The organism is Streptomyces sp. NPDC034103 (assembly GCF_055575395.1).
On the sequence record NZ_JBVISS010000003.1, the window covers coordinates 434,169 to 460,724 of the forward strand.

Here is a 26,556-nt window from a genome sequence, read left to right on the forward strand (position 1 = left end):
CGTTGTCTTCTTGTGACCCACCGATCCTCGCACGGCCCGTGCCTCCCGGCGCCCGTCACCCGTCACCCGTCCGCGAGGACTGTCTCGGCTCGGCGCGGGCAGAAAACCGGTCGAGTAATCCCGGGCCGGGAGCGCTCAGCGACGATCCGTGGCATTGTCGACGACAAGCTCCCGTTGCCCTGTATTCATCCGCTATTGCATGTGATCGCTCTTCAGCCATGCTTGATCGGAGAGGGTTCGGCGTCAGCGCCCATGACCCGGATGCCTGTCCGCGCATGCCCGACACGCGGTTGCGAGGCATGATCCGTAAAAGGGTGGAAAGTCGAAATACCGTACGCCACCGAGGAGGAGGATTCCCGTGACCCGCATTGACAGCGTGCGCGCCGCGACCGGTTCGGCGAAGGACAGCGTGCTGCACGCCGCGGAAGTGGTGGCGCCCTACGCCGACACGGCCAAGGACAGGGCCGCCCACTACGCACAGGAGGCACGCGTACGGCTCGCGCCGAAGGTGTCGCTGGCAGCCGAGCAGGCCCGCGTCCAGTACGGCGCGTATGTCGCGCCGCGCGTGGAGCAGGCCCTGACGCATGTGCCGCCGAAGGTCGACCACGCCGCCCATGAAGCTGCCGTCCGCACCCGCAAGGCTGCCCGGCAGGCCGCCGACTACTCACGTCCGAGGATCGAGCAGGCCGTGGCCGCGGCCACGCCGGTCAAGGACGAGGCCGCAGCCCGCGGCGCGGCCGCGCTGCTCGCGCTGCGCGGCCAGGTCTCGCCCAAGGAGATCGAGAAGCTGGTCCGCAAGCACAACCGCCGCGCGCGGGCCGGCCGTCTCGCCAAGGCGCTGGCGATCGCCGGTGTCGTCGCGGGCGGTGCTTACGCCGCCTGGAAGTGGTGGGACAAGCAGGCCAACCCCGACTGGCTGGTCGAGCCGCCCGCCGCGACGGAGGTCCCGGAGTCGCCCCGGCTGACGTCGGTGGACGGCAGCGGCCAGTCCGTGCTCGACCCCGAGGTCCAGGTCAAGGAGGCCGAGGAGGAGGCTGCCGACCGCGACGACCGTCGGTGACGTCCGACGCGCTCCGAACATCGCTGTGGGGCAGGAGACTTGAGGGTCTCCTGCCCCACAGCGATGTTTCACGTGGAACGGCGCATGCTTGCGCTGCACACTGGGCGGATGCTTGCCCTGTGCACTCACGATGACGTTTGCAACGCCCCAGGTGTGCACGTTCCGCACGAGTCGGGTTGACGGAGAGCGTCGCGCCGGTGACAAGTGCGTGCTCACGTCAGTCCCCACAAGGCCTCCACCAGCGGAATCCCAGACTCCGCCGACTCCTCGCGCATGGACGCGGCGGGCTGGTGCGCTACGCGCGTCTCCGCGTTTGCGCAAATAACTGCAACGCCCCTATGGGCCCGGAGTGAGCCACGTCACCTCCGGGGACCTCTCTCGTCCACACCTGCCCCGGGGGCGCGTCCGGCGCGTGAAAAACCGGCACATGCGAAGACCGGCCAGCCGCCACGAGGGCGACTGGCCGGTCCGAGGTGTGGAGCCTAGGGGAGTCGAACCCCTGACATCTGCCATGCAAAGACAGCGCTCTACCAACTGAGCTAAGGCCCCGGAAGAGGAACGTCCGACCGGAAGTGACTCATACCGGCGGGCGTCGCAGACCAGAGTACCGGGTCGCCCCCGGTATCTCGCAAAAAGATTGGGGGTCCCGATGCACGACCACTCTCCGTAAGATGCTCGGCGTGGTTCGCTACAGCGAACCACGGTATTTGGGGAAGCGATGGGGAGACGCAATGGACGCCGCACAGCAGGAAGCGACCGCGAGAGCGCGGGAACTGCAGCGGAACTGGTACGGGGAGCCGCTGGGGGCGCTCTTCCGTAAGCTCATCGACGATCTTGGTCTCAACCAGGCTCGTCTCGCGGGGGTGCTGGGACTGTCCGCGCCGATGCTGTCGCAGCTGATGAGCGGTCAGCGGGCGAAGATCGGAAATCCGGCCGTGGTCCAGCGGGTGCAGTTGCTCCAGGACCTGGCGGGACAGGTCGCGGACGGCAGCGTCAGCGCGGCCGAGGCGACCGAGCGGATGGACGAGATCAAGAAGTCCCAGGGGGGCTCGGTGCTCAGCAACGCCACCACCACGACGAGCAGTTCGGGAGCGCCGACGGTCAAGCGGGTCGTCCGCGAGATCCAGTCGCTGCTGCGCTCGGTCGCCGCCGCGGGGGACATCATCGACGCGGCGGACACCCTCGCCCCGACCCATCCGGAACTGGCAGAGTTCCTCCGGGTCTACGGCGCGGGCCGCACCTCCGACGCGGTCACGCACTACCAGTCCCACCAGAGCTGACCCGCGGCCCGGTCACCGAAGGGGGTTCGGCAGCCGGGCCGACCGGCCGTGAGCGGGGCGCGCGAGCACTTCGCGCGGCGCCGGCACGGACACGGGGCCGTGACTCGTCCGGCGGGGCACGTGGGGGCGTGTCACCCGCCGGTCCGGGAAACGGGCCGTGCCGCTCGCCGGGGAGCGGGGTCAGGCGTGCCACTCGCCGGGAAGCGGCGTCAGCGGTGTCGCTCGTCTCACCCGTCCCGACGCGGTACGGCGGGAGTCGTACCGCGCGTGGCGGGGGAGGCAAAGGGCAGACCGAAGGGGGAGGGGCGACGCACAGCCATGGGTGAGGTCTTCGCCGGCCGGTACGAACTCGTCGACCCGATCGGACGCGGTGGTGTGGGCGCGGTCTGGCGCGCCTGGGACCACCGCCGCCGTCGCTATGTCGCCGCCAAGGTGCTGCAGCAGAGCGACGCGCACTCGTTGCTGCGCTTCGTCCGTGAGCAGGCGCTGCGGATCGACCACCCCCATGTCCTCGCACCCGCCAGCTGGGCCGCCGACGACGACAAGGTCCTGTTCACCATGGACCTGGTCGGCGGTGGCTCGCTGGTCCACCTGGTCGGGGACTACGGACCTCTGCCGCCCTCGTTCGTCTGCACGCTGCTCGACCAGCTCCTGTCGGGGCTGGCCGCGGTGCACGCGGAGGATGTCGTGCACCGGGACGTCAAGCCCGCCAACGTGCTGCTGGAGGCGACCGGTACGGGCCGGCCGAGGCTGCGGCTGTCCGACTTCGGTATCGCGATGCGGCTGGGGGAGCCGCGGCTGACGGAGACCAACCTCGTGGTGGGGACGCCGGGGTACATCTCGCCCGAGCAGATGATGGGCTCCGAACCGGACTTCCCCGCCGATCTGTTCGCGGTCGGGCTGGTGGCGCTGTATCTCCTGCAGGGCGCCAAGCCGGACGCCAAGGCACTCGTGCAGTACTTCGCCGCGCACGGGACGCCACGCGCCCCCCAGGGCATCCCCGAGCCGCTGTGGCAGGTCGTGGCCACGCTGGTGCAGCCGGATCCGCAGGCGCGGTTCCGCACCGCCACGGGGGCGCGCAAGGCGCTCGCCGCGGCCGTGGAGCTGCTGCCGGAGCCCGGCCCCGACGACGAGTTGATCGAGATCTTCGACCAACTGGGGCCCCTGCCACCGGGATACGGACCGCGGGGACCGCTCAAACTCGCACCGGGGGTGCGGACGGGGTCCACCGGCGCCGCGCCGGGATGGGGGGACACCGGGTCGGGTGCGGGCTCCCGGACACCGTCCGGACCCGCCGGGCACCTCGGCTCCCCCGGCGCGTCCAGAGCCCCCGGGCCACCCGGACCGGACCCCTCCGCGCCACCGGGACCCCCGGCACCGGCCCGGCCGTCCGGGCCCTTCAGGCAGACCGGCGACTCCGGCTCCGGCTGGCCCGGCACAGGTTCCGTTCCAGGCGATCCACGTCGGGGCCACGCTCCCGAGGTCGTACCGCCCGGAACCGGTTCCGTTCCGGCCGATCCGCGTCGGGGCCATGCCCCCGGGGCCGTACCGCCCGATGACCCCCGCACGGGTGACCAGCCGCGCCCGCCGGCCTCCCCTGCCGAGGCCTCGGGCGCCGCGCGGCCGCCCAGCATGTCGGACACCGGCAGCTTCCCTCTGCCGCCCCCACAGGCCACCGGATCCTCCCCCCAGGCACAGCGACCACGCCCCCAGGCACCGCCCCAGACACAGCAAGGCGCGCTGCACGAGCCCGTCCAGGGCTCCCCCCACATCTCCCCGCACGACCCCACGCATGTCCTGCCCTCCCCCCGTCCGCAGGCGCCGCCCTACCCGACCCCGCCCGTCTCGCCCCCGGCGCTCCGGCGCGCCGATGCCTCTACTGCTTCGTACACCGCTCAGGTCCCGCAGGTTCCGCCTCCGGGCCGGGAAAGTGCGCGACACGCCACCGGGAGAGCGGCGGCGCGCAGGGCACGGCGTCGACCCGGCCCTCCGGCCAAGGTGGTCGTCCCCCTGCTGCTGCTCGCGCTGGTCTGTTACGTCGTGGGCTTCTGGGCTCTGACACGCATCTGAGCGTTGGCCCACGCCGGCGCACCCGCGCACGCCTGAGGAACACCCGGCGACCCATGCAGACGGGGACCGGGTACACCGCCCCTACCCGGCGACCCCGGCCCCCCTCCGCCGAGCCGCCGCCGTCCACGCCCCCAGCACCACCAGCACCAGACTCCCGCCGCCGATCCCCGCCACGGCGAGCGCCTTCATCACCGCGTCACCCCCCGCGCCCGCGGCCCCGCCTCCGGACGCCACCTCCCCGCCCCGCGCCGCCACGTCGAAGAGGCCGCGCGGCTCGGACTGCCCCGCATAAGCGGGCGCCGCCCCGGCCGTACCGTCGATCCGCACCCGCAGTGTCACGCCGTACGACTGGTCGCCGTACTTCTCGGCCATCCGCGCGGAGAGGTGGACGGCGAGGTAGTACGAGCCGGCGAACCGCATCGCGCCCACCTGCTCGGAGTTGGCGTAGCGGTTGGCGTACTCGACCGGAGGCAGGGGGGCGAGGGAGCCCGTCTTCTGCGTGCCGCTGTAGCCGAGGGCCACGTCGTCGACGGGCACGCGCGCGGGGTTGAACAGCGACGTGGTGAGGGCACCGGCCACATAGCCGCCGCGTGTCGTGCTGCCGAGTTCGGCGGTGACGTGGAGCTGCTGCCCCCAGCCGACCGGCACCGCGTAGAAGAGAGTCTGTCCGGGCCGGACGTCGGCGCTCCAGACCCCGTGCCCCAGAGGGGCGGCCTCGTCGAATCCGGCGCTGCCCGGGCGTCGTACGGCGGCGCTCGTCGGGGGCTGCGGGGGCGCTGAGTCCCATTCCTCGGGTGCCCTCGTGCCGACGGCCCGCTCCAGGCGGGGCTCCGAGACCGGCGTCAGTTCCAGTTCCCAGGCGTCCGGCGACGCGTCCGCTCCGTCGAGGCGCTCGACGAGCACGTAGTACGCGCCGCCGCCTTGGCAGGAGGTCCGCTGGGAAAAGCTCTCACGTGCTCCCCAGGCGACGATCGGCCGTGGGCTGCGGCTCGCCCCGAAGTAGGTGCTCTCGCTGGAGCAGGAGCGGCTGTCGGCGTTCTGGAGGGACACCCTGATGCCCGCGGTGGGGGAAACCGTCGCATCCGCGCGCGGGACGGCGGCGACGGAGACGTACGCGTCGGACGTGTCGTCGAGTGCGAGGGCGTAGTAGAGCTTGCCGCCCGCCGGGAGCGTGCTCCGGTACGTCTCGCCCAGGTCGAGGCGCCGGGCGTCCGTGGTGGTCGCGGCGCCGGTCACCGAGCCGGTGCCGGGGGCGAACGCGTAGGGAGGGGGCGTATCCGCAGCCAGCGCGGCCCGCCCCGGCACCAGCACGGCCAGGGCCGTTCCCAGGGCGGCCGCGCACACGCCGCGCCACCACGCCGTACGCCGCCGCCCCCGCACGCGCACCGTACGCCGCCCCATCACGCGCCCCCTCGCCGTCGCCTGGCCGTGGCTCATCCTGCCCGGCCGCGTCTCGCGCAACACAAAACCCCGACCGCGAGGGCGGCCGGGGTCTGTTCAGAACCGTATGTCGGTGCTCACGAACCCGTGGGCACGGAGTCAGTCGCCTCCGTCCACAGATCCTGCTCGGCGCGATCCGCCTGGATCTGGCGGTACACGAGGAGCCCGCCGATGGCGGCCAGTGCGACCAGCAGAAGCTTCTTCACCGTGCGACCTCGTCTTTCCTTGACGTAGGGGACCTCTGGCGCCCGACTATACACACCGGCCGATACCGATCGGTGACCTGTGTCAGCCCCCTCAACTACCGCCCTGAGTACCGCAGTAGAAGCGGATGACACCGGTCCGATCGGAGGGTGATCACACCCGCACGGACGGTGGATTTGGGTCTTCTCATCCCTTCTCCTCCGCTTTTCGGGCTCCTTGCACCCATCCGAGTGTTGTTCATCTGAAGATCGACGCGCCATGGGCGTCGGTCCGTGATTTCGCGGCGCTCATACACATCATGAGGAAAGTACGCAAATCGCCCAACCCGAAAGTGAGGGGCCATGGCCCAGAACAAGGTCATGAAGCTGTGGATCGCCGTCGTCACCGCCTTCCTGGCGCTGTGCACGACGCTCGGACTCATCACCACCACCGCCGCCGCGGCGGTACCGCAGACCGAGCAGACCCGCAACAGCACCGCGGAGGCCACGACACCGGCACCCGCCCTGTGGTCCTGGACCTTCACCAGGGCCCTGCCCCCCACGATGAAACAGCGCATCCTGGCCGAGGCCCACGGCAAGACCCCCAGCTGCCGCCACCGCCCGCCCGCGGACACTGACGCGGACACGGAACTCTCCGACGCCTCCTGCGAGGAGAACGCCGACACCGCTCCCGCCGAGCCAGCCACGCCTCTCCAGCGCTGACGGCGCGCCCTTACCTCCACTCCACGACGTACAGGCGAACTTGCGTACACGCCGACTACGGCCCAGACGAACGCCCCCGGTCGATCAGACCGGGGGCGTTCGTGCTGCGGCGTCTCCGGCCCACTCGATGAGCGCGGGCTCGTGAGCCAAGCCGCATGGATCATGCGGCTTGGCTCAGGGGCACTTACATGACACCCCAGCCGGGAAGCGTCGCCCCACCACTACCCCGGGACCGCGCCGCCGGCCACTGAAGCAGGCCTGGGACGCCAAAGACCCCCAACCGCTACCGGTTGAGGGTCTTCGTGCTGGTGGGGCTAACAGGATTTGAACCTGTGGCCTCATCCTTATCAGGGATGCGCTCTAACCAACTGAGCTATAGCCCCGCCGCGCTCTGCGGTGTGTGTCCCGCGCGCTGACTCCTGAAGATTAGCGCACGACATGGGCAGTCCCAAAATCGGTTCCCGAAGGGGCCCAGACCGCAGGTTTGAGTCGGCGATCGCAGTTAATGGAGCGCGTTCGTCACTCGTCCTCGGCGAGCGTCAGCTCGACACCGCCGACGAAGCCGGCGGAGAGGTTGTAGATGAACGCGCCGAGGGTCGCGAGCGCCGTCGCGAGGACGACGTCGATGACCGCGATGATCGTCGTGAACATCAGGACGTTCGGCAGCGACAGGAAGGACTGCAGGTCGAAGCCGTTCGACTCGTTGGAGCCGGTCGCCTCGGAGATCGTGCCGCCGACGGTCGAGAAGACGCCCATGGCGTCCATGACCATCCACAGCACCGCGGCCGCCACGATCGTGCAGATGCCCAGCGCGATGGAGAGCAGGAAGCTGACCTTCATCACCGACCACGGGTCGGCCTTGGCCACCCGCAGCCGCGCCTTGCGGGTGCGTGGCGTGGTGCGCGCGCCGGTGCGCGGGCGGCGTACGGCGCCCGTGGAGGCGGCGGCCTGCGCCGGGTAGGCCTGTGGCGGGTGGTAGGGCTCGGAGGCCTGCTGCGGCCCGCGCTCCCCCGGCAACGGGGACGGCGCCGGCGCCTCGCCCGAAGGCTGCTGGTGCGGCTGTGCGCCCGGAGCAGCCGAGCCCGCGCCGGCCGCGTACTGCTGGGTCTGCGGGCCTCGGGTGTCCGTCACAGTTCCCCCCTGTGATCCAGGTGTGTCGCGCGAGGGTGAGTCCTTCGCGGGTGACTTGATCGCTTTGAGCTGGGTCGTGTGCGAATCTGTCGCGCGCGCGGCGGAGCCACGGCCGCCGCCGTCCGTGTCCGTACCGGAAGGGGTACTGGACGGTCCGGCGCCCGTGGCTCCGCTCACGTGACTCACTCCTCGTGCTACTCGGCCGAGGGCGCCTCACCCTCGTCCGTGCCGGTGGTCGCGGCACCCTCGGCGGTCTCGTCGACGGCGTCAACGCCCTCGACTTCCTCCGCCTCGCGTCCCGCCTCGGCGTTACGTGCGACACCGACGACGGCATCGCGCTTGCCCAGGTTGATCAGTTGGACGCCCATGGTGTCACGGCCCGTCTCCCTGATCTCGTTGACTCGCGTACGAATCACACCGCCGCCCAGCGTGATGGCGAGGATCTCGTCGGTCTCCTCGACCACCAGCGCGCCGACGAGGGAACCACGGTCCTCCACGATCTTGGCGGCCTTGATGCCGAGGCCGCCGCGACCCTGGACGCGGTATTCGTCGACGGCGGTCCGCTTCGCGTACCCGCCGTCTGTGGCAGTGAACACGAACGTACCGGGTCGAACAACATTCATCGAGAGCAGCTCGTCCCCCTCACGGAAACTCATGCCCTTGACACCCGAGGTCGCACGGCCCATGGGGCGCAGTGCTTCGTCCGTAGCGGTGAACCTGATCGATTGGGCCTTCCTGCTGATCAGAAGCAGATCGTCCTCGGCGGAGACGAGTTCGGCTCCGATCAGTTCGTCGTCCGAACCGTCCTCCGTCTCCCGGAGGTTGATCGCGATGACACCGCCGGAGCGCGGCGAATCGTAATCCTTCAGAGGCGTCTTCTTCACCAGACCGCCCTTTGTCGCGAGCACCAGGTACGGCGCCACGTCGTAGGTGCGGATCGCCAGGATCTCGGCGATCGCCTCGTCCGGCTGGAAGGCCAGCAGGTTGGCGACGTGCTGTCCACGCGCGTCCCGGCCGGCGTCGGGGAGCTCGTACGCCTTCGCCCGGTAGACCCGGCCCTTGTTGGTGAAGAAGAGCAGCCAGTGGTGCGTGGTGGACACGAAGAAGTGGTCGACGATGTCGTCTTCCTTGAGCTTCGTGCCGCGCACGCCCTTGCCGCCGCGCTTCTGGGCGCGGTAGTCGACGGTCTTGGTGCGCTTGACGTAACCGCCGCGCGTGACCGTGACGACGATGTCCTCCTCGGCGATGAGGTCCTCGATGGACATGTCACCGTCGTAGGGCACCAGCATGGTCTTGCGGTCGTCGCCGTACTTCTCGACGATCGCGGCGAGTTCCGCGCTGACGATGCCGCGCTGACGGACCGGGGAGGCGAGGATCTCGTTGTACTCGCGGATCTTGGCCTGGAGTTCGTCGTGCTCCTGGATGATCTTCTGGCGTTCCAGGGCGGCGAGGCGGCGCAGCTGCATCTCGAGGATGGCGTTGGCCTGGATCTCGTCGATCTCCAGGAGCTCCATCAGGCCCGTGCGCGCGATGTCGACGGTGTCGCTGCGCCGGATCAGCGCGATGACCTCGTCGATGGCGTCCAGGGCCTTCAGCAGGCCGCGCAGGATGTGCGCCCGCTCCTCGGCCTTGCGCAGTCGGAACTTCGTACGGCGGACGATGACCTCGATCTGGTGCGTCACCCAGTGGCGGATGAACGCGTCCAGGGAGAGGGTGCGCGGGACGCCGTCGACGAGCGCCAGCATGTTGGCGCTGAAGTTCGACTGAAGGTCGGTGTGCTTGTAGAGGTTGTTCAGCACCACCTTGGCGACCGCGTCCCGCTTCAGCACGATGACCAGGCGCTGACCGGTGCGCGAGGAGGTCTCGTCGCGGACGTCCGCGATGCCGCCGATCTTGCCGTCCTTGACCAGGTCGGCGATCTTCTGCGCGAGGTTGTCGGGGTTGGTCTGGTACGGCAGTTCCGTGACGACCAGGCACTGGCGGTTCTGGATCTCCTCGACCTCGACGACCGCCCGCATGGTGATCGAGCCACGGCCCGTGCGGTACGCCTCCTCGATGCCCTTGCGGCCGACCACCAGGGCGCCGGTCGGGAAGTCGGGGCCCTTGATGCGCTCCATGAGGGCGTCCAGGAGCTCCTCGTGAGAGGCCTCCGGGTTCTCCAGGTACCACTGGGCGCCGGCCGCGACCTCGCGCAGGTTGTGCGGCGGGATGTTGGTCGCCATGCCGACCGCGATACCGGCCGAGCCGTTGATCAGCAGGTTCGGGAAGCGGGCGGGCAGGACGGTCGGCTCCTGGGAGCGGCCGTCGTAGTTGTCCGTGAAGTCGACGGTCTCCTCGTCGATGTCGCGGACCATCTCCATCGACAGCGGCGCCATCTTGCACTCGGTGTAGCGCATGGCTGCCGCCGGGTCGTTGCCCGGGGAGCCGAAGTTGCCGTTGGAGTCGACGAGCGGCATGCGCATCGACCAGGACTGGGCGAGGCGCACCAGGGCGTCGTAGATGGAGCTGTCGCCGTGGGGGTGGTAGTTGCCCATCACGTCGCCGACCACGCGCGCGCACTTGTAGAAGCCGCGCTCGGGGCGGTAGCCGCCGTCGTACATCGCGTACAGGACGCGGCGGTGGACGGGCTTGAGGCCGTCCCGGACGTCCGGCAGCGCGCGGGACACGATGACGGACATCGCGTAGTCCAGGTACGAGCGCTGCATCTCCGTCTCGAGCCCGACGGGCTCGACACGCTGGGCGATGACGCCGCCCTCTTCAGGGGTGACGGGGGTGTTCTCGTCGGCCATTGCTGGTGAAGATCCTTCCTGGTGCGGTCAGCTGAGACCGACTCAGATGTCGAGGAAGCGGACGTCCTTGGCGTTGCGCTGGATGAAGGCGCGGCGGGCCTCGACGTCCTCGCCCATGAGGACCGAGAACAGGTCGTCGGCCTGGGCGGCGTCGTCCAGGGTGACCTGGCCGAGGACGCGGTGCTCCTGGTCCATCGTCGTGATGCGCAGCTCCTCGGCGTTCATCTCGCCGAGACCCTTGAAGCGCTGGATGGAGTCCTCACGCACGCGCTTGCCGCGCTGGCGGCCCATCTCGATCAGCGCGTCCCGCTCGCGGTCGGAGTAGGCGTACTCGACGTCGTCCCGACCCCACTTGATCTTGTACAGCGGGGGACGGGAGAGGTACACGTGCCCGGCCTCGACCAGCGGCCGCATGAAGCGGAACAGGAAGGTCAGCAGCAGGGTGGAGATGTGCTGGCCGTCGACGTCGGCGTCCGCCATCAGGATGATCTTGTGATAGCGGAGCTTCTCGATGTCGAAGTCCTCGTGCACACCCGTGCCGAAGGCCGAGATCAGCGCCTGGATCTCCTGGTTCTGCAGGATCTTGTCGATCCGCGCCTTCTCGACGTTGAGGATCTTGCCTCGGATCGGGAGGATCGCCTGGTACTGCGGGTTGCGGCCGGACTTGGCCGAACCGCCGGCGGAGTCACCCTCGACGATGAAGATCTCGCACTTGGTGGGGTCGTTCGACTGGCAGTCGGAGAGCTTGCCCGGCAGCGACGCCGACTCCAGCAGGCCCTTGCGACGCGTCAGGTCACGCGCCTTGCGGGCCGCCACGCGCGCGGTGGCCGCCTGGATGCCCTTGCGGACGATGTCCGCGGCCTCCAGCGGGTTGCGGTCCAGCCAGTCGTTGAGGTGCTCGTAGACGGCCTTCTGCACGAAGGTCTTCGCCTCCGTGTTGCCCAGCTTGGTCTTCGTCTGGCCCTCGAACTGCGGCTCGCTCAGCTTGATCGAGATGATCGCCGTCAGACCCTCGCGGATGTCGTCACCCGTGAGGTTGTCGTCCTTCTCCCGCAGCAGCTTCTTGTCGCGCGCGTACTTGTTGATCAGGTTGGTGAGCGCCGCGCGGAAGCCCTCTTCGTGCGTACCGCCCTCATGCGTGTGGATGATGTTGGCGAACGAGTACACGCCCTCGGTGTAGCCGCTGTTCCACTGCATCGCGACCTCGAGCGAGAGGTTGCGCTCCCTGTCCTCGGCCTCGAGGTCGATGATCGAGGGGTGCACCACGTCTCCCTTGCGGGAGTTGAGGTACTTCACGAAGTCGACGATGCCGCCTTCGTAGTAGTACGAGACGGTCTTGACCTCGAACTTCTCGTCCTCGCCCGCCTCGTCGGCACCCGCGGTGGCCTTCGCCGACTCACGCTCGTCGGTGAGGTTGATGCGCAGGCCCTTGTTGAGGAACGCCATCTCCTGGAAGCGCCGCGAGAGCGTCTCGAAGGAGTAGACGGTCGTCTCGAAGATGTCCGGGTCGGCCCAGAAGGTGACCGTGGTGCCGGTCTCGGTGGTGGCCTCGTGGCGCTCCAGCGGAGCGGTCGGGGCACCGCTCTTGTAGTCCTGCGTCCAGCGGTAGCCGTCGGTCCTGATGTCGACGGACAGCTTGGTGGACAGCGCGTTCACCACGGAGACGCCGACGCCGTGCAGACCACCGGAGACGGCGTAGCCGCCGCCGCCGAACTTGCCGCCCGCGTGCAGCACGGTCAGCACGACCTCGACGGCCGGCTTCTTCTCGACGGGGTGGATGCCCACCGGAATGCCACGGCCGTTGTCGACGACGCGCACACCGCCGTCGGCGAGGATCGTCACGTCGATGGTGTCCGCGTGCCCGGCCAGCGCCTCGTCGACGGAGTTGTCGACGACCTCCTGCACGAGGTGGTGCAGGCCGCGCTCGCCGGTCGAGCCGATGTACATACCGGGTCGCTTGCGAACCGCGTCCAGGCCCTCGAGGACGGTGATGGCGCTGGCGTCGTACGAGGCGGTGACCTCGTGCTTCTTGCCGGCGTCGGTGGACGGGATGTTCTCGTTGGGGTTGCCGGAATCGGCCACGAAGCGCCCTTTCTGGCACAGCACGAGCCAAGCTCTTCGGCGGGTTGCCGGAGCGGCTGCGGCATGTTGCGTTGGTAAGCCTTGATCAGCGTTGCTCAGCTTGTCCCGGACGGTCCCCACGAGTGGGGCGGGATTGGCTTCCAGTCTACCGGTAGCGCCGACAGTGATGGGGGTTTGCCGGTACCTGAGTCCTCATGTGCCGCCCTGAATCCTCCTCCGCCGGGTCCCCATATACGGAGCGGGGCTCCAAGAGGCTCACGGAGGCACTCAGCGCTTCGGACTGTCAACCCTTGGCTACTTGGGAGTCAGGTAGGTGTTCGCGGCCGCGCGCGGTGCTACGACACGACGGCCGCCGAGGGTCCCGAAGGACCACCGACGGCCGTCGATGTGATGTCTGTCACCTGGTGGTTCCCGGGTCACCCGTAGGTGTCACCAGGGCCCGTGCTGCCCGGGGCGCGCAGGGGTCCGTAGCGCCGCGGGGGGCCGCCGGGGTTGAGCACTTTGATCATCCGCACGGTGCCGTGTCCCAGGTCCTCGTTGAGACGCGCGACCAGCGCGGGCGCGAGGTGACGCAGCTGGGTCGCCCAGGCCGTGGAGTCGCACCCCACGACCAGCACCCGCTCGTCCTCGTCGTACTTCTGCGGCACACAGTGCTTGGCCAGGTCGTCACCGACGATCTCCGGCCAGCGCCCCATCACACCGCCCACCGCCGCCGGCGCCTCCCAGCCCCGCTCGCTGATCAGCCGGTTGATCGCCGGACCCAGCGCCATGGGGTCGCGCCCGTCCGCGCGCGCGCCGGAGCGCAGGCCACCGCGCCGCGCCTGCTTCTTCTGCTGCGCCGCGTCCCCACGCGCGCGTGCGGCCTCCTTGGCCGCCCTGAGCGCCACGCGCGCGAGGTCGACCCCGGACGGCTCCTTGCCGGCAGCGGGCTCCTCGGTCGTCATACCCGCTCCACCTCCCCGTCGGCCACGGAGTACCGCGCCCCCGCCAGCAGGTGCGGTACGTCGTCGTCGACCGCGGCCGTCACCAGCACCTGCTCGCCGGGTGCCACCAGCTCCGCCAGCCGCTCACGCCGCCGGGTGTCCAGCTCGGCGAAGACGTCGTCGAGGACCAGCACCGGCTCATTGCCCTCCGCCCGCAGCAGGTCGTAGGAGGCCAGCCGCAACGCCAGCGCGTACGACCAGGACTCGCCGTGCGAGGCGTACCCCTTGGCGGGCAGCTGACCGAGTTTGAACAGCAGATCGTCCCGATGCGGGCCCACGAGGGTGACGCCCCGCTCGATCTCCTGCTTGCGGGCCTCCGCCAGCGCCGCCATCAGCTGCTCATGGAGATCCTCGCGCGTGTGCGCCTCGCCGGGCGCCGACGGCTTGTACTCCAGGGCGATCGGGCCGCCGCTGGGAGCGAGTTGTTCGTACGCCTTGTCGGCCAGCGGCTGGATCGCGGCGATCAGGTCCAGGCGCTGGGCGAGCAGCTCGGCCCCCACGCGCGCGAGGTGCTGGTCCCAGACGTCCAGGGTGGACAGGTCCATCGAGCGCCCGCCGTGCCGCCGGGCCAGCGCGGCCGACTTCAGCAGGGTGTTGCGCTGCTTGAGGACCCGCTCGTAGTCCGAGCGCACCCCGGCCATGCGCGGGGAGCGCGCGGTGATCAGCTCGTCGAGGAAGCGCCGCCGCTCACCGGGGTCGCCCTTCACCAGCGCGAGGTCCTCCGGAGCGAACAGCACGGTCCGTACGATGCCGAGCACATCACGCGGTCTGACCTGCGAGGACCTGTTGATGCGCGCGCGGTTGGACTTGCCCGGGTTCAGCTCCAGCTCGACCAGCTGCTGCCGCTCGCCCTGCCGGACCTGCGCCCGGATCACCGCGCGGTCGGCGCCCATGCGGACCAGGGGGGCGTCGGAGGCGACCCGGTGGCTGCCGAGGGTGGCGAGATAGCCGACGGCCTCGACCAGGTTCGTCTTGCCCTGTCCGTTGGGGCCGACGAACGCCGTGACGCCCGGGTCGAGCGGGACTTCGACCCGGGCGTACGAGCGGAAGTCGGCCAGCGACAGATGCGTGACATGCATGGTCGGGCGCCGACCTCTCCCGGCTCGTGGGCTGTGGTGAACAGCCCTGTGGATTACTTCTTCTCGACCGCGTGGCCGCCGAACTGGTTGCGCAGCGCCGCGATCATCTTCATCTGCGGCGAGTCGTCCTGACGGGACGCGAACCGCGCGAACAGGGACGCGGTGATCGCCGGCAGCGGCACCGCGTTGTCGATGGCGGCCTCCACGGTCCAGCGGCCCTCGCCGGAGTCCTGTGCGTAACCGCGCAGCTTGTCCAGGTGCTCGTCCTCGTCGAGGGCGTTGACCGCGAGGTCCAGCAGCCAGGACCGGATGACGGTGCCCTCCTGCCAGGAGCGGAAGACCTCCCGGACGTCGGTCACGGAGTCGACCTTCTCCAGCAGCTCCCAGCCCTCGGCGTAGGCCTGCATCATCGCGTACTCGATGCCGTTGTGGACCATCTTCGCGAAGTGGCCCGCGCCCACCTTGCCGGCGTGCACCGAGCCGAACTCGCCCTCGGGCTTGAGGGCGTCGAAGACCGGCTGCACCTTGGCGACGTTCTCCGCGTCGCCGCCGTACATCAGCGCGTAGCCGTTCTCCAGGCCCCAGACGCCGCCGGAGACACCGCAGTCCACGAACCCGATGCCCTTGGCCGCGAGCTCCTCGGCGTGCTTCTCGTCGTCCGTCCAGCGGGAGTTGCCGCCGTCCACGACGACGTCACCCGGCTCCAGCAGCTCGGCCAGCTCGTCGACCGTCGCCTGGGTGGGGGCACCGGCGGGGACCATCACCCAGACCACGCGCGGGCCCTTGAGCTTGCCCACAAGCTCTTCCAGGCTGTGGACATCGGCGAGGTCCGGGTTGCGGTCGTATCCGATCACGGTGTGGCCTGCGCGGCGGATCCGCTCGCGCATGTTGCCGCCCATCTTGCCGAGGCCGACGAGACCGAGCTCCATCAGTGGTTCCTTAGGTTGCTGTGGCGTGAGTGGCACCTTCGTACCTACGTCCGAGCCTAAACCCGGACGCTCACGCACACCTGTGGGCATACGCGCTCAGACGTACGCCCCGACCTGCGGGTTTCCCCACAGGCCGGGATCACTTGTCCACCGGCCTGTGGACAGCGCCGCGGGCTCAGCCGCTCAGCCGCACCGGCATGATCAGGTACTTGTACGCGTCGTCCGCCTCGGCGTCCAGCGCGGGCTTGCCGCTGAGCAGCGCGGGCTTCGTGGACGTCGTGAAGGACAGCTGGGCGACCGGGGAGTCGATGGCGCTCAGACCGTCCAGCAGGAAGGTCGGGTTGAAGGCGATCGAGACGTCGTCGCCCTCGAGCTGGGCGTCGACCCTCTCCACAGCCTGTGCGTCGTCGCTGGAACCGGCCTCCAGGATCAGCACACCCTGCTCGAAGCTCAGCCGCACCGGGGTGTTGCGCTCGGCGACCAGGGCCACACGCTTGACGGCCTCCACGAAGGGGGCGGTCTCGATCACGGCCACGGAGTTGAACTCCGTCGGGAACAGCGAGCGGTACTTCGGGAGGTCGCCCTCCAGCAGGCGGGTCGTCGTACGACGCCCGGCGCCCTCGAAACCGATCAGGCCCTCGCCCGCGCCCGAGCCGGACAGGGCCAGGATGACGCTGTCGCCGCTCGTGAGCGCCTTGGCGGTGTCCAGGAGCGTCTTGGCGGGCACCAGGGCCACCGCGGACGCCTCCGGGTTCTCCGGCTTCCACAGGAACTCGCGGACCGCGAAGCGGTAGCGGTCGGTGGAGGCCAGCGTGACGGTGTCGCCCTCGATCTCGATGCGCACACCGGTCAGCACGGGCAGCGTGTCGTCACGGCCGGCCGCGATGGCGACCTGGGCGGCGGCGGAGGCGAAGACCTCACCGGGGACGGTGCCGGTCGCGGTCGGCATCTGCGGCAGCGCCGGGTACTCCTCCACAGGCAGGGTGTGGAGGGTGAAGCGGGACGAGCCGCAGACCACGGTCGCCCGTACACCGTCTGTGGAAATCTCCACCGGCCGGTTGGGAAGGGCGCGGCAGATGTCGGCGAGGAGACGGCCCGACACCAGGACGGTGCCCTCCTCCTCGATCTCCGCCTCGACGCCGACCCGCGCCGAGACCTCGTAGTCGAAGCTGGACAGGCTCAGCTGACCCTCCTCGGCCTTCAGCAGAAGGCCGGCGAGGACAGGCGCCGGCGGACGGGCCGGGAGGCTGCGTGCCGCCCAGGCCACTGCCTCCGCGAGTACGTCGCGTTCCACCCGGATCTTCACTGTTGCCGCCTCCTGCTGTTGCCGGCGCTTCGCTCTGCCTGGCCCTCGTCGTCTGTCTCGGTGTCGTCAGCCTGTGTGAAGGGAAGGACACCGGGGAACAGTCTGACGCACCCCACTGACAGTAGGTGCCTCTCGGGGTCAAGTCGTGACGAGGGGCAGCAGGGGGCCGGACAGCGAGTTGTGCACAGGACCCCCTTCTAAACGGATTCCCAGCTCTCTCTAGTTGGGAGTAGTAGTAGGGGCTGTGGAAACGGTGGATAACTGCGTTTTCGCAGGTCAGGTGGCAAATTTTATCCACCGACCCTGTGGGCGACACCGGTGGACAACCGGGCCCATCTGTGGAGAACAAAAAGTTCTGCACACTCCGTACACAGGTTGAGGCGAGTTCTCCCCAGCGCCGTCCCCAGCTTTCGCGCTGTTTCCCACAGGGCTCCCCGGCACCTTCGTGTGACGCCTTTCACTCGACCCGGTGAGCAGGCGCGTCGCGTTGCCGAACAGTGGACAACGGTGTGGAGAAACTGGTGATCGCTGGGGACAACGTGCCTCAGCCTGTGGGTTGTCGGTGGAAAACTCCGTGCACAGCCTGTGGATCATTTTCTTGTCCACAGCCTGTGGAGATCCTTCGTCCACCAATCCACAGCCAGGTGACCAGCCCTGATGGGTTTTCACCAGGAGCCCCTGTGGACACAGTCTGGACAACTTTCCGGTCCCCAGGGTGTGGACGGGAGAAAGTCACCAAATCTGTGGAGGGAGGCCGTAACCCCGCAGGTATTCGAACAGTCGGCTACGGCGTCGTGAACCGCGGACACCCCCGGAACATGCGGAAGGCGCCCTCGGGAACTCGTCCCGGGGCGCCCTCAGCGACGTACGAGCGGCGTTCTCAGCCGTTCTTGATGCGGTTGGTGAGCTCCGTGACCTGGTTGTAGATGGAGCGCCGCTCGGCCATCAGATTGCGGATCTTGCGGTCCGCGTGCATGACGGTGGTGTGGTCGCGGCCGCCGAACAGCGCGCCGATCTTCGGCAGCGAGAGGTCCGTGAGCTCCCTGCACAGGTACATGGCGATCTGGCGGGCGGTCACCAGCGCGCGGCCGCGCGAGGTGCCGCACAGGTCCTCGACGGTGAGGCCGAAGTAGTCCGCGGTCGCGCTCATGATGGCCGTCGAGGTGATCTCGGGCGCCCCGTCGTCACCGCCGGGGATGAGGTCCTTGAGGACGATCTCCGTCAGGCCCAGGTCCACCGGCTGCCGGTTCAGCGAGGCGAAGGCCGTCACCCGGATCAGCGCGCCCTCCAGCTCACGGATGTTGCGCGAGATCCGGGAGGCGATGAACTCCAGCACCTCCGGCGGGGCGTTGAGCTGCTCCTGCACCGCCTTCTTGCGCAGGATCGCGATCCGGGTCTCCAGCTCGGGCGGCTGGACGTCGGTGATCAGGCCCCACTCGAAACGGTTCCGCAGCCGGTCCTCCAGCGTCACCAGCTGCTTGGGCGGCCGGTCGCTGGAGAGCACGATCTGCTTGTTGGCGTTGTGGAGCGTGTTGAAGGTGTGGAAGAACTCCTCCTGCGTCGACTCCTTGTCCGCGAGGAACTGGATGTCGTCTACGAGCAGGATGTCCATCTCGCGGTAGCGCTTGCGGAAGCTGTCGCCCTTGCCGTCGCGGATGGAGTTGATGAACTCGTTGGTGAACTCCTCCGAGCTCACGTAGCGCACGCGCGTGCCGGGATACAGGCTGCGCGCGTAGTGCCCGATCGCGTGCAGCAGGTGCGTCTTGCCGAGCCCGGACTCCCCGTAGATGAACAGGGGGTTGTACGCCTTCGCCGGCGCCTCGGCGACCGCCACCGCGGCCGCGTGCGCGAAGCGGTTGGAGGCGCCGATGACGAAGGTGTCGAAGAGGTACTTCGGGTTCAGCCGCGCGGTCGGCTCGCCGGGACCCGTCGCGGGCGCGGGCTTCGCGGCCAGCGGGCTCGGGGCGCCGCTGGAGGGGGGTACCGCCGGGCCGCCGCGGTGCACGTGGCCGCCGCCGGAGGGCGGCTCGGGCAGGTCGCGGCGCGGGCCGGACTGGTCGTAGTCGGGGCGCGGCTTGTCGTAGTCCGGCCGCTGGTCGTCATAGGAGTGCCGCTGCTGGTCGTAGTCGCGCTGGCCGTCGTAGGGCGAGCGGTCCATCGGCTGCGGGCGGTAGTCCTGCGACGGCGAGGCGTAGGAGTCCTGCGCGTACCCGTCCTGCGACGGCGGCGACGCGTACGGGTCCCGCTCGGGGAAGCCGAGGCGCGGCTGCTGCCAGCTGTACTCGTCCTGCTGCGGCCGCGGCCAGGCGCCGGGTTCCGGGCGCTGGTACTCGCTCGGATAGGCGGGGCGCGCGGTGGGCAGCTGGTCGTTCTGTTCGGCGCGGCCGGGCCGGCTGTCGTCGGCGCGGTGGCGGCCGTAACCGTCGTACTTCCGCTCGGCCGGGGGCTCGTACGGGTTGTTGTCGTACTGCCGGTCGGGCTGCCTGTCCGGCTGCCTGTCCGGCTGGCCGTCGTACTGGCCGGCGGGGAGCTCGGGCTCCTCGTAGCGCGACTGGGGGCGGGCGGCCGGGGGTGGCGAGGGCTCGCCGGCGGAGTCGTCGACGGTGATCGCGATCCGGATCGGGCGGCCGCACTCACGGCTCAGGGTCTCGCTGACGACGGGGGCGAGGCGGCCTTCGAGCACGCCCTTCGCGAATTCGTTCGGCACGGCGAGCAGGGCGGTGTCGGCGACCAGGGCGAGGGGCTGGCAGCGGCGGATCCAGTGCTCGTCCTTCGTCTCGACCCCCTGCCCACGGCCCCCGTCGAGGAGCTGCTCCAGTACTCGTGGCCACACTGCGGCAAGATCGGCAGGTACGTCAGCCACAGGGCACGCTCTCTCACGGGGTCCCACGAACGTGTGGTTGTGGGACGAGTCGGGGTTCAACCGGGGTGGGGCAGATACATGGGAACGAATCGGAGTTCAGCCACGGTAGTCAGGGCGACGGGTACGGTTCAAGTTGTTGTCCCCAGCCTGTGGATAGTGTCTCCCGGTGACCGCTGGTTTGACCGGATGGCGTAGCCGCGCGTACCGTAACCAGGTCGAGTTGTCGATGGCTGCTGCCGCCTGCCTCCGATGGGCCAAGATCGCGCAGGTGATCGGGAAGCGGTGCACTCGGGCGTAACGAGAGCTACTCGTGGGCGCACGGTGACAGCCAGGACGGCACCCGCCACCACCGATTGATTTCTGGAGCCCCCGAGTGAGCAAGCGCACCTTCCAGCCGAACAACCGTCGTCGCGCCAAGACCCACGGCTTCCGTCTGCGGATGCGTACCCGTGCCGGTCGCGCGATTCTCGCGAACCGCCGTGCCAAGGGTCGCGCCAGCCTGTCCGCCTGATTCCGGTCAGGTCATGCCATCGTGCTGCCCACCGAGAACCGGCTGAGGCGGCGCGAGGACTTCGCGACCGCAGTACGACGAGGGCGCCGGGCCGGACGCCCGTCCCTCGTCGTCCACCTTCGTAGCGGTGCCACGGACCCGCACGCGCCTGGGGAGAGCGCTCCCCCGACGCGTGCGGGTTTCGTCGTGAGCAAGGCCGTGGGCGGCGCGGTGATACGCAACAAGGTGAAGCGCAGGCTTCGCCATCTGATGCGTGACCGGGTCGACCTGTTTCCCCCCGGTAGCCTGGTAGTCGTACGAGCGCTGCCCGGTGCGGGTGACGCCGACCATGCACAGCTGGCCCGAGACCTGGATGCCGCCATCGAGCGGTTGCTGGGAGGGGGCGCGCGATGAAGTACCCGCTGCTGGCTCTGATCAAGCTGTACCAGTGGACGATCAGTCCGCTGCTGGGGCCTGTCTGCAAGTACTACCCGTCGTGCTCCCACTACGGCTACACGGCCATCGACCAGCACGGTGCGATCAAGGGCACGGCGCTCACCGCCTGGCGCATCCTGCGGTGCAATCCGTGGTCGCTGGGCGGTGTGGACCATGTTCCGCCCCGCAAGCGCCCGCGGTGGCACGAAATGCTGCGTAACGCCTGGCGTGCACGCAGGGGCGGGCCCTCCGCCGCCGAAACGGCCCTTGAAGGACAGACGCCTTCGAGCCCGGCCGCAGAGACACCGTCCCATGCCCAAGGAGCATGATTAGTGGACACGATTGCCAGCCTCTTCAGCTTCATCACGACACCTGTCTCCTGGGTCATCGTCCAGTTCCACAAGGTGTACGGCGCCATCTTCGGCCCTGACACCGGGTGGGCCTGGGGCCTGTCGATCGTGTCCCTGGTGATCCTGATCCGTATCTGCCTGATCCCGCTGTTCGTGAAGCAGATCAAGGCGACCCGGGCCATGCAGACGCTGCAGCCCGAGATGAAGAAGATCCAGGAGCGCTACAAGAACGACAAGCAGCGCCAGTCCGAAGAGATGATGAAGCTGTACAAGGAGACGGGTACCAACCCGCTCTCCTCGTGCCTTCCCATCCTGGCGCAGTCGCCGTTCTTCTTCGCGCTGTACCACGTGCTCAACGCCATCGCGAACAACGACACCATCGGCTCGATCAACCAGAGCCTGCTGGACAGCGCGCAGAAGGCGCACATCTTCGGCGCCCCGCTGGCCGCGAAGTTCACCGACAGCTCCTCGGACGTCGCCGCGCTCGACGCCTCGCTGACCACGGTCCGCATCGTCACCGCGGTCATGATCGTCATGATGTCGGCGTCGCAGTTCTACACGCAGCGCCAGCTGATGACGAAGAACGTCGACACCACGGTGAAGACGCCGTTCATGCAGCAGCAGAAGATGCTGATGTACGTCTTCCCCGTCATGTTCGCCGTCTTCGGCATCAACTTCCCCGTCGGTGTCCTCGTCTACTGGCTGACCACCAACGTGTGGACCATGGGCCAGCAGATGTACGTCATCCGCAACAACCCGACCCCGGGTTCCAAGGCCCAGGCCGCGTACCTGGAGCGCCTCCACAAGCACGTCACGCACCACGGCAAGACCCGTGGACGCGGCGAGAAGGCCATCGTCAAGGCCATCGTCGCCAAGGGCCGCGACCGCAACGAGTTCGAGCGCAAGTTCATCAACGCCCTGAACAAGGCGGGCCTCGCGGCCCAGCCCGACGGCACCGTGGTGAAGAGCGACACCCAGGTCGTCACCCAGACCGAGGACGGTACGCCGACGACGGCCGCCGGCACTCCCAAGCGCCAGCAGCCGAAGCGGCAGTCCAAGTCGCGGCGTCAGTCCGGGACCGCCTCGGCTGCCCCGAAGGCGGCCGGCGAGCCCACCTCGCTGGAGAAGGCCGACCAGCCCGAGGACGCCAAGCCCGCCGCCGGTCCCGCCAAGAAGCAGCCCGGCGGCAGCACCCGCAGCAAGGCCCAGTCCGGACAGCGCAAGGGTCCGCAGCGGCCCAAGTCCCCGTCCAAGAAGTAAGAAGGAGTCCATCCCGTGACGGAAGGCACCACCTCCGCCGCTGCCGAGGGTGTAGACACCCTGTCCCGCCTGGAGCAGGAGGGCGAGATCGCGGCGGACTACCTCGAGGGTCTGCTCGACATCGCCGACCTCGACGGCGACATCGACATGGACGTCGAGGCCGACCGCGCCGCTGTGTCGATCATCAGCGACGTTGGCGGCCGCGACCTTCAGAAGCTGGTCGGCCGGGACGGCGAGGTGCTGGAGGCGCTCCAGGAGCTCACGCGCCTGGCCGTGCACCGGGAGACCGGGGACCGCAGCCGGCTGATGCTGGACATCGCGGGCTACCGCGCCAAGAAGCGTGCCGAGCTCTCCGAGCTGGGCGCCAAGACCGCCGCCGAGGTCAAGAGCACCGGCGAGCCCGTCAAGATGAGGCCCATGTCGCCGTTCGAGCGCAAGGTCGTGCACGACGCGGTCAAGGCCGCCGGTCTGCGCAGCGAGTCCGAGGGCGAGGAGCCGCAGCGCTTCGTCGTTGTGCTTCCCGCCTGATCGGTCCGTACGTTCCTCCGGCCCCGTCTGTAGCGCAGACGGGGCCGAACTTTGTCAGCCTGATAGTTCTGGTGGTTGTGGCGATGGGCGCACGGTGCGCCCACCGCGGTACGGAAGGACGGTCCCCGTGACGGAGGCAGCGGAGCTTCCCCCCGCGCCCGAACAGGCGCGCGAGGTGTTTGGCGATCGCTTCGCGGATGCGGTCCGCTACGCCGAGCTGCTCGCCCAGGCGGGCGTGCAGCGCGGTCTGATCGGCCCGCGGGAGGTGCCCCGGCTGTGGGAACGGCACCTGCTGAACTGCGCGGTGCTCTCGGAGGTCGTTCCCGAGGGCGTGACGGTGTGTGACGTGGGCTCGGGGGCCGGTCTGCCCGGCATTCCCCTGGCGCTCGTCCGGGAGGACCTGAAGATCACGCTGCTGGAGCCTCTGCTGCGGCGCACGACCTTCCTGGCGGAGGTCGTGGAACTGCTCGGCCTGGACCATGTCACGGTCATGCGCGGCCGGGCCGAGGAGGTCATGGGCAAGCTGCCGCCGGTGCATGTGGTGACGGCGCGGGCCGTGGCCCCGCTGGACCGCCTGGCGACCTGGGGTGTTCCGCTGCTGCGTCCCTACGGCGAGATGCTCGCCCTCAAGGGCGACACAGCCGAGGAGGAGCTCAAGGCGGCGGGTACGGCCCTGAGCAAGCTGGGTGCCGTCGCAACCTCGGTCCTGCACGTCGGTGAGGGTGTCGTGGATCCCTTGTCCACGGTGGTTCGGGTCGAGGTCGGCGAGAGCCCCGGCGGTGTGCGCTTCGCCGCGAAGCGGGCCAAGGCGGCACGTACGGGGCGGGCTCGTAGGCGCCGGGGGTAGTTCCGTCGGAGGCGGTGGCGGAGGTGGTGCCGGGGGTGGTGGCGGGGTGCCTGGTCGGGGGCTGCTGATCCAGGCAGTGCGGGTGGCCGGGGTCAGGGGCGCGGTCGGCGTCATTGATCCGTCCTGACGAAGAGACGTACTCCACACAAGCTGCCAAACCTACCCATGCCGGAGTGTCGCGACAGTTCGGCCGCTCGTGCTGTGCATCGTGTTTCACGTGAAACGTCGCTCACTGCTGCACGGCATCATCAGCCGTGGTCGCGCCGCGGCCGAACCGCGTGACCGAAAGCCTCTCGGATCACTCGGAGAGGTGCCGGAGTTGTCCACAGAGGTGGATTTCTCCACAGAACCCCAGGCCTCACTGGTTCACGACCCCGAAGACATGGGAGGCTCTGTTCATTGCGAGCCTGAAGTCGAGGAGAGTGAATCGTTGCGGTCCGACGCCAACATCGCGGGACCGATGACCGATCCGGTCCCCGGTCCCCGTACCGAATCGATGGGGGAGGATGTTTCACGTGAAACACCGCCCCCGATGGACGACACTCCCATCGGTCGTGCTGCCCAACTGGCAGTAGAGGCTCTGGGCCGCGCCGGCGAGGGCCTGCCGCGGCCCGAGCAGACCCGTATCATCGTGGTCGCCAACCAGAAGGGTGGCGTAGGGAAAACGACGACAACGGTCAACCTCGCTGCTTCACTGGCGGTGCACGGCGGCCGGGTCCTTGTGATCGACCTCGACCCCCAGGGCAACGCATCCACGGCACTGGGTATCGACCACCACGCCGAAGTGCCGTCCATCTACGACGTACTGATCGACAGCAGGCCGCTGGCCGAAGTCGTCCAGCCCGTCCCGGATGTAGAGGGGCTGTTCTGCGCTCCCGCCACGATCGACCTCGCGGGCGCGGAGATCGAGCTGGTGTCCCTGGTGGCACGTGAGAGTCGGCTTCAGCGGGCGATCCAGGCCTACGACCACCCGCTGGACTACATCCTGATCGACTGCCCGCCCTCGCTGGGGCTGCTGACGGTCAACGCCCTGGTGGCAGGTGCCGAGGTCCTCATCCCGATCCAGTGCGAGTACTACGCGCTGGAGGGCTTGGGGCAGCTGCTGCGCAACGTCGATCTGGTGCGAGGGCACCTCAACCCCACCCTGCATGTCTCGACGATCCTGCTCACCATGTACGACGGCCGGACGCGGCTCGCGTCCCAGGTCGCGGACGAGGTGCGCACCCACTTCGGCGACGAGGTGCTGCGGACGAGCATTCCCCGCTCGGTCCGTATCTCTGAGGCGCCGAGCTATGGGCAGACGGTGCTGACCTACGATCCAGGATCGAGCGGTGCCCTCTCCTATCTCGAGGCGGCACGAGAAATCGCGCTGAGGGGTGTGGGCGTCGCCTATGACCCGACGCAGGCCCATATCGGCAACCAGAGCAACCCGAGCATGGTGGAGGGCATTCAGTGAGTGAGCGACGGAGGGGTTTGGGCCGTGGGCTCGGCGCGCTGATCCCTGCTGCCCCGACAGAGAAGACGCCGGTGCCGGCCGCGGTGGGAGGCGGGGGTTCCGCGTCCCCGAGTGCCGTACCGGTGCTGACGACCGACCGCGGAGTCGCCGCGGCGAAGGTGGCCACGCTGCCGCCTGTTTCACATGAAACCGAGGATCCGTCGCTGAACGGTGCCGCGGAGGCGTTTACGGCCCCTGTCGGTGCCCACTTCGCCGAGCTGCCCCTGGACTCCATCACGCCGAACCCGCGCCAGCCGCGTGAGGTCTTCGACGAGGACGCCCTCCAGGAACTCGTCACCTCCATCAAGGAGGTCGGTCTCCTCCAGCCGGTCGTCGTACGACAGGCCGGTCCCGGACGCTACGAGCTCATCATGGGTGAGCGGCGTTGGCGGGCCAGCCGTGAGGCGGGCCTGGAGGCGATCCCCGCGATCGTGCGGGCCACGGAGGACGACAAGCTCCTCCTGGACGCCCTCCTGGAGAACCTGCACCGGGCTCAGCTGAACCCGCTGGAAGAGGCCGCCGCCTACGACCAGCTGCTGAGGGACTTCAACTGCACGCACGACCAGCTGGCGGACCGCATCGGCCGTTCTCGCCCGCAGGTCTCCAACACCCTGCGTCTGCTGAGGCTCTCACCGGCTGTCCAGCGTCGTGTGGCGGCCGGAGTCCTGTCCGCCGGCCACGCGCGGGCGCTGCTCTCCGTCGAGGACTCGGAGGAGCAGGACCGCCTGGCTCACCGGATCGTCGCCGAGGGCCTGTCGGTACGCGCCGTCGAGGAGATCGTGACCCTCATGGGATCGCGTCCCCAGACCCCGCAGCGCGCCAAGGGGCCGCGGGCCGGCACTCGGCTCTCCCCGGCGCTGACGGACCTGGCAGGCCGTCTCTCGGACCGCTTCGAGACCCGGGTGAAGGTCGACCTGGGGCAGAAGAAGGGCAAGATCACGGTCGAGTTCGCCTCCATGGAGGACCTCGAGCGAATCCTCAGCACGCTCGCCCCCGGCGAGGGACCCGTCCTTCAGAAGAGCCTTCTGGACGGCGACGCCGAGGAGTCCGAGGGCTGAACCTTCGACCAGGCCGAGGAGTGATGCCTCGGTGGTCGACGGAGCGGGCTGTGTCCGGTGGGTACCGGACACAGCCCGCTCTTTGCTTTCGGGCGGTGTCGAGGGAATCACATCGTGGATACGATGCATTCGGGTATGGCGCGACCACCCGGCAGCACCTTCAGGGGAGGGCAGGT

At 69.1% G+C, this 26,556-nt stretch carries 22 protein-coding genes and 2 tRNA genes; 12 read left to right on the forward strand and 12 right to left on the reverse strand.

Annotated elements, in window-relative coordinates; all coding sequences use genetic code 11:
- Positions 1-358: 358 nt before the first annotated feature.
- Positions 359-1,060 (forward strand): DUF5324 family protein, encoded by a 702-nt coding sequence (locus ACZ56U_RS08210; RefSeq protein WP_469083218.1) that lies wholly within the window; start codon positions 359-361, stop codon positions 1,058-1,060.
- A 476-nt stretch (positions 1,061-1,536) separates the two neighbouring features.
- Here the strand turns inward: ACZ56U_RS08210 and ACZ56U_RS08215 are convergent.
- A tRNA-Ala gene (locus tag ACZ56U_RS08215) sits at positions 1,537-1,609 on the reverse strand.
- Between the two features lie 182 nt (positions 1,610-1,791).
- Here ACZ56U_RS08215 and ACZ56U_RS08220 point away from each other — a divergent pair.
- Together ACZ56U_RS08220 and ACZ56U_RS08225 are read left to right on the forward strand one after the other, a co-directional pair.
- Positions 1,792-2,340, forward strand: coding sequence for a helix-turn-helix domain-containing protein (locus ACZ56U_RS08220; protein WP_109497163.1), 549 nt, complete (start codon positions 1,792-1,794; stop codon positions 2,338-2,340).
- 318 nt (positions 2,341-2,658) lie between these two features.
- Positions 2,659-4,410 (forward strand): serine/threonine protein kinase, encoded by a 1,752-nt coding sequence (locus ACZ56U_RS08225; RefSeq protein WP_469083219.1) that lies wholly within the window; start codon positions 2,659-2,661, stop codon positions 4,408-4,410.
- An 81-nt stretch (positions 4,411-4,491) separates the two neighbouring features.
- Here the strand turns inward: ACZ56U_RS08225 and ACZ56U_RS08230 are convergent, their stop codons facing one another.
- The gene (locus ACZ56U_RS08230) at positions 4,492-5,811 is read right to left on the reverse strand and encodes a hypothetical protein (protein WP_469083220.1); all 1,320 of its coding nucleotides are present in this window, start codon (positions 5,809-5,811) and stop codon (positions 4,492-4,494) included.
- A gap of 116 nt (positions 5,812-5,927) precedes the next feature.
- Positions 5,928-6,056, reverse strand: a complete 129-nt coding sequence (locus ACZ56U_RS08235) for a DLW-39 family protein (protein WP_003999697.1) — start codon at positions 6,054-6,056, stop codon at positions 5,928-5,930.
- 339 nt (positions 6,057-6,395) lie between these two features.
- On the opposite strand from ACZ56U_RS08235, the gene ACZ56U_RS08240 reads away from it, so the two are divergent.
- Positions 6,396-6,755 (forward strand): DUF6344 domain-containing protein, encoded by a 360-nt coding sequence (locus ACZ56U_RS08240; protein ID WP_469083221.1) that lies wholly within the window; start codon positions 6,396-6,398, stop codon positions 6,753-6,755.
- Between the two features lie 306 nt (positions 6,756-7,061).
- Here ACZ56U_RS08240 and ACZ56U_RS08245 read toward each other — a convergent pair.
- From ACZ56U_RS08245 to dnaA, 9 genes are all read right to left on the reverse strand, one after another.
- A tRNA-Ile gene (locus ACZ56U_RS08245) sits at positions 7,062-7,138 on the reverse strand.
- A gap of 136 nt (positions 7,139-7,274) precedes the next feature.
- A complete protein-coding gene (locus ACZ56U_RS08250) occupies positions 7,275-8,063 on the reverse strand; it encodes a DUF3566 domain-containing protein (protein WP_469083222.1) in 789 nt (262 codons plus the stop codon).
- Positions 8,064-8,080: 17 nt separating this feature from the next.
- Positions 8,081-10,675, reverse strand: a complete 2,595-nt coding sequence (gene gyrA, locus ACZ56U_RS08255) for a DNA gyrase subunit A (RefSeq protein WP_469083223.1) — start codon at positions 10,673-10,675, stop codon at positions 8,081-8,083.
- A gap of 42 nt (positions 10,676-10,717) precedes the next feature.
- Complete coding sequence (gene gyrB / locus ACZ56U_RS08260; RefSeq protein ID WP_469083224.1) at positions 10,718-12,781, reverse strand: DNA topoisomerase (ATP-hydrolyzing) subunit B; 2,064 nt, start codon at positions 12,779-12,781, stop codon at positions 10,718-10,720.
- Between the two features lie 392 nt (positions 12,782-13,173).
- Entirely contained in the window at positions 13,174-13,701 is a 528-nt protein-coding gene (locus tag ACZ56U_RS08265) for a DciA family protein (protein ID WP_469083225.1), read from the reverse strand.
- On the reverse strand, positions 13,698-14,819 hold the full coding sequence (gene recF / locus ACZ56U_RS08270) for a DNA replication/repair protein RecF (protein ID WP_469083226.1): 1,122 nt from the start codon (positions 14,817-14,819) through the stop codon (positions 13,698-13,700). Before recF ends, ACZ56U_RS08265 begins: the two co-directional genes overlap by 4 nt.
- A 53-nt stretch (positions 14,820-14,872) precedes the next feature.
- On the reverse strand, positions 14,873-15,748 hold the full coding sequence (gene gnd, locus ACZ56U_RS08275; protein WP_391233461.1) for a phosphogluconate dehydrogenase (NAD(+)-dependent, decarboxylating): 876 nt from the start codon (positions 15,746-15,748) through the stop codon (positions 14,873-14,875).
- A gap of 175 nt (positions 15,749-15,923) precedes the next feature.
- Positions 15,924-17,054, reverse strand: coding sequence for a DNA polymerase III subunit beta (gene dnaN / locus ACZ56U_RS08280; protein WP_469083227.1), 1,131 nt, complete (start codon positions 17,052-17,054; stop codon positions 15,924-15,926).
- A gap of 880 nt (positions 17,055-17,934) precedes the next feature.
- The gene (gene dnaA, locus ACZ56U_RS08285; RefSeq protein ID WP_469083228.1) at positions 17,935-19,917 is read right to left on the reverse strand and encodes a chromosomal replication initiator protein DnaA; all 1,983 of its coding nucleotides are present in this window, start codon (positions 19,915-19,917) and stop codon (positions 17,935-17,937) included.
- A gap of 373 nt (positions 19,918-20,290) precedes the next feature.
- On the opposite strand from dnaA, the gene rpmH reads away from it, so the two are divergent.
- The 8 genes from rpmH (at position 20,291) to ACZ56U_RS08325 (ending at position 26,380) form a co-directional block, all read left to right on the forward strand.
- Entirely contained in the window at positions 20,291-20,428 is a 138-nt protein-coding gene (gene rpmH / locus ACZ56U_RS08290; protein WP_015659252.1) for a 50S ribosomal protein L34, read from the forward strand.
- 21 nt (positions 20,429-20,449) lie between these two features.
- Entirely contained in the window at positions 20,450-20,821 is a 372-nt protein-coding gene (rnpA, locus tag ACZ56U_RS08295; protein WP_469083229.1) for a ribonuclease P protein component, read from the forward strand.
- Positions 20,818-21,171, forward strand: a complete 354-nt coding sequence (yidD, locus tag ACZ56U_RS08300; protein WP_469083230.1) for a membrane protein insertion efficiency factor YidD — start codon at positions 20,818-20,820, stop codon at positions 21,169-21,171. The genes rnpA and yidD overlap by 4 nt, the downstream gene beginning before the upstream one ends.
- 3 nt (positions 21,172-21,174) lie before the next feature.
- Complete coding sequence (gene yidC / locus ACZ56U_RS08305) at positions 21,175-22,452, forward strand: membrane protein insertase YidC (protein ID WP_469083231.1); 1,278 nt, start codon at positions 21,175-21,177, stop codon at positions 22,450-22,452.
- A 15-nt stretch (positions 22,453-22,467) separates the two neighbouring features.
- Complete coding sequence (locus ACZ56U_RS08310) at positions 22,468-22,980, forward strand: Jag family protein (protein WP_469083232.1); 513 nt, start codon at positions 22,468-22,470, stop codon at positions 22,978-22,980.
- A gap of 127 nt (positions 22,981-23,107) precedes the next feature.
- Positions 23,108-23,827 carry a 16S rRNA (guanine(527)-N(7))-methyltransferase RsmG gene (gene rsmG, locus ACZ56U_RS08315; protein ID WP_469083233.1) on the forward strand — a complete coding sequence of 240 codons (720 nt, stop codon included), beginning with the start codon at positions 23,108-23,110 and terminating at the stop codon, positions 23,825-23,827.
- Positions 23,828-24,209: 382 nt separating this feature from the next.
- Complete coding sequence (locus tag ACZ56U_RS08320) at positions 24,210-25,283, forward strand: ParA family protein (protein WP_469083408.1); 1,074 nt, start codon at positions 24,210-24,212, stop codon at positions 25,281-25,283.
- Positions 25,280-26,380: a ParB/RepB/Spo0J family partition protein gene (locus tag ACZ56U_RS08325; protein WP_469083234.1), complete on the forward strand. Its 1,101-nt coding sequence runs from the start codon at positions 25,280-25,282 to the stop codon at positions 26,378-26,380. Before ACZ56U_RS08320 ends, ACZ56U_RS08325 begins: the two co-directional genes overlap by 4 nt.
- The last annotated feature ends 176 nt before the right edge of the window (positions 26,381-26,556 follow it).